This is a genomic window from Mesorhizobium sp. M7A.F.Ca.CA.001.10.2.1 (genome assembly GCF_003998575.1).
GTDB lineage: Bacteria > Pseudomonadota > Alphaproteobacteria > Rhizobiales > Rhizobiaceae > Mesorhizobium.
This window is the reverse complement of sequence record NZ_RZQY01000755.1, coordinates 1-2,663: the sequence shown is the minus strand read 5'-3', so window position 1 is coordinate 2,663 and position 2,663 is coordinate 1. Positions and strand designations below refer to the sequence as shown.

Genomic DNA, 2,663 nt, shown 5'->3' with positions numbered 1-2,663 from the left:
GTGGTCGGCGGTGCAGGTCGGGCCGGTTTGGCCGCGGCAGTGGCAGCCGGCCGCGCTGGCGCCCGCGTCATCCTGTGCGAAGAGGATGTTGTCCCCGGCGGCCGCCTGCTGTCGGATGGCGGCACGATCGATGGTGTTCCGGCCGCCGAATGGCTGTCGCGGACGCTGGCTGAATTGGCCGATATGCCGGACGTCCGCATCATGACCCGCACGGCACTATTCGGCGTCTACGATGGCGGCGCCTATGGCGCGATCGAGCGGGTCAACGACCACCTGCCCTCGCCGCCTCAGCATCAGGTGCGACAGCGGCTGTGGCGGATCGTGGCGAAGCGCTGCGTCGTCGCGGCCGGCGCCATCGAACGGCCGATCGTCTTTGCCGGCAACGACACGCCCGGTGTTATTATGGCGTCCGCCATGCGCACCTATGTCGCGCGCTATGCGGCGACACCGGCAAAGCGCCTCGCGCTGTTCACCAACAATGAGGATGGCTGGCGCACGGTCGAGACTGCACTCGGGGCCGGCCTGCAGATCGCGGCGGTCATCGATGCACGGTCCGAAGTGTCGCCAGCGCATCGTTCGCTGGCCTCCAAGGGCGGCTTCCCGGTGCTGCATGGTTCCGTCAGCGGCGTCGATGGCGGCAAGGATGGCGTCAGGAAAATCGCGGTCTCGCTGACCGGTGGCGCGCGCGCCGAGGTCGAAGCGGACGGCCTCGCGGTCTCTGGCGGCTGGAACCCGGCTGTCGGGCTGACTTCCTACCATCGTGGCCGGCCGAAATGGCAGAACGACATATCTGCCTTCGTGCCGGACGGCGCGCCTCCAGGCATGGTCGCCGCGGGTGCCGCCAATGGCGATTTCGGCCTCGGCGCCTGCCTGAGCGAGGGATTTGCCGCCGGCGCGGCAGCGGCGCGTGACACGGGACATAGCGGCACAGTGGGTATCGCGCCTGCCGCCGACGACGAGGCATTCTCGCTGACGCCGCTATGGCACGTCGCCGGCAAGGGCAAGGCGTTTGTCGATTACCAGCACGACGTCACCGCCTCCGACATCGAACTGGCGCAACGCGAAGGCTTTGAATCCGTCGAGCACCTGAAGCGCTACACGACGCTCGGCATGGCGACCGACCAGGGCAAGACCTCCAATGTCGCCGGCCTTGCCATCATGGCCGCGGTCAGCGGCCGTTCGATCCCCGAGACCGGCACGACAATCTACCGGCCGCCTTACGTGCCGGTCGCCATCGGCGCCTTCGCCGGTCATCATCGCGACGAGACGTTTCATGCGACGCGGCTGACGCCGTCGCACCACTGGGCGGCCGAACAGGGCGCAATCTTCGTCGACACCGGCCTGTGGAAACGTGCGCAATGGTACCCTCGCGCCGGCGAGAAGGACTGGCTGGAATCGGTGACCCGCGAGGTCAAGGCGGTGCGCGGCGGCGTCGGCTTCTGCGATGTCTCGACGCTCGGCAAGATCGACGTGCACGGCCCCGATGCCGGCGCCTTTCTCGATCGCGTCTACATCAACACCTTCTCCAGCCTCGCCGTTGGCAAGGCGCGCTATGGGCTGATGCTGCGCGAGGACGGCATCGTCTATGACGATGGCACGACATCGCGGCTGGCCGAGGACCACTATTTTCTGACCACCACCACGGCCAAGGCCGGGCTGGTGATGCAGCATCTCGAATTCTGCCGCCAGGTGCTGTTCCCGGAGCTCGACGTGCAGCTCACTTCCGTCTCGGACCAGTGGGCGCAATTCTCGATCGCCGGGCCGAAGACACGCGACCTGCTCAGGGAAATCGTCGACCCGGCCGAAGACCTTTCCAACGAAGGCTTTCCATTCATGGGCGCGCGCGAAGTAGCACTTCGCGGGGGCCTGAGGGCACGGCTGTTCCGTATCTCGTTCTCAGGCGAGATGGCTTTCGAGATTTCAGTGCCGGCGCGCTTTGGCGATGCCATGGCGCGCAATCTGATGCTGGCCGGCGCGCCATTCGGCGTGACGCCCTACGGCACCGAGGCGCTCGGCGTCATGCGCGTCGAAAAGGGCCACATCGCCGGACCGGAACTGAGCGGCACGACGACGGCGGCCGATCTTGGCCTGGGCAAGATGATGTCGACCAAGAAAGACTATATCGGCCGCGTCATGGCCGGACGCGAGGCGCTGGTAGCCCCGGACCGGCAGGTCGTCGTCGGCATCAAGCCGACGGACAAGGCACGCCGGCTGCGCTCCGGTGCGCACATCATCCCGAAGGGACAGACACCCGGCCCCGGCAACGACCAGGGCTATGTCACCTCGGTCTGCTTCTCGCCGACGTCGGATCAGTGGATCGGGCTCGCGCTTGTCGAACGCGGCCGCGAACGCATCGGCGAGATCGTGCATGGGCATGACCCGTTGCGCGGCGAAGACTACGATGTCGAACTCTGCAATCCCGTCTTCTACGATCCGGATGGAGGGCGCCAGCGTGGTTGATTTTTCCTGGGCTCCCCGCAGTCCCCTTGAAAAGGCGCTTGTTGCCGGCGTGCATGGTGCACGCGGTATCGAGGCCGGCGTCTCGCTGACCGAGATCCGCAATTTTGACCTGATCCAGATCATGGCGAGGCGCGGCCAAGGGGCTGATCTGGCGAAAGCGGCCAGGGCCCGTTTCGGCGCGGTGCCACCGGATGCGCCGAAAC

General features: G+C 66.7%; 1 protein-coding gene and 1 pseudogene. Both read left to right on the top strand.

What is annotated here, in order from left to right; translation table 11 throughout:
• A partial coding sequence (locus tag EN964_RS31200; RefSeq protein ID WP_127277179.1) for a sarcosine oxidase subunit alpha family protein occupies positions 1–2,460 on the top strand: 2,460 nt, incomplete at its 5' end.
• Positions 2,453–2,663, top strand: a pseudogene (locus EN964_RS31195) (sarcosine oxidase subunit gamma); the annotation flags it as partial. The gene EN964_RS31200 and the pseudogene EN964_RS31195, both read left to right, overlap by 8 nt.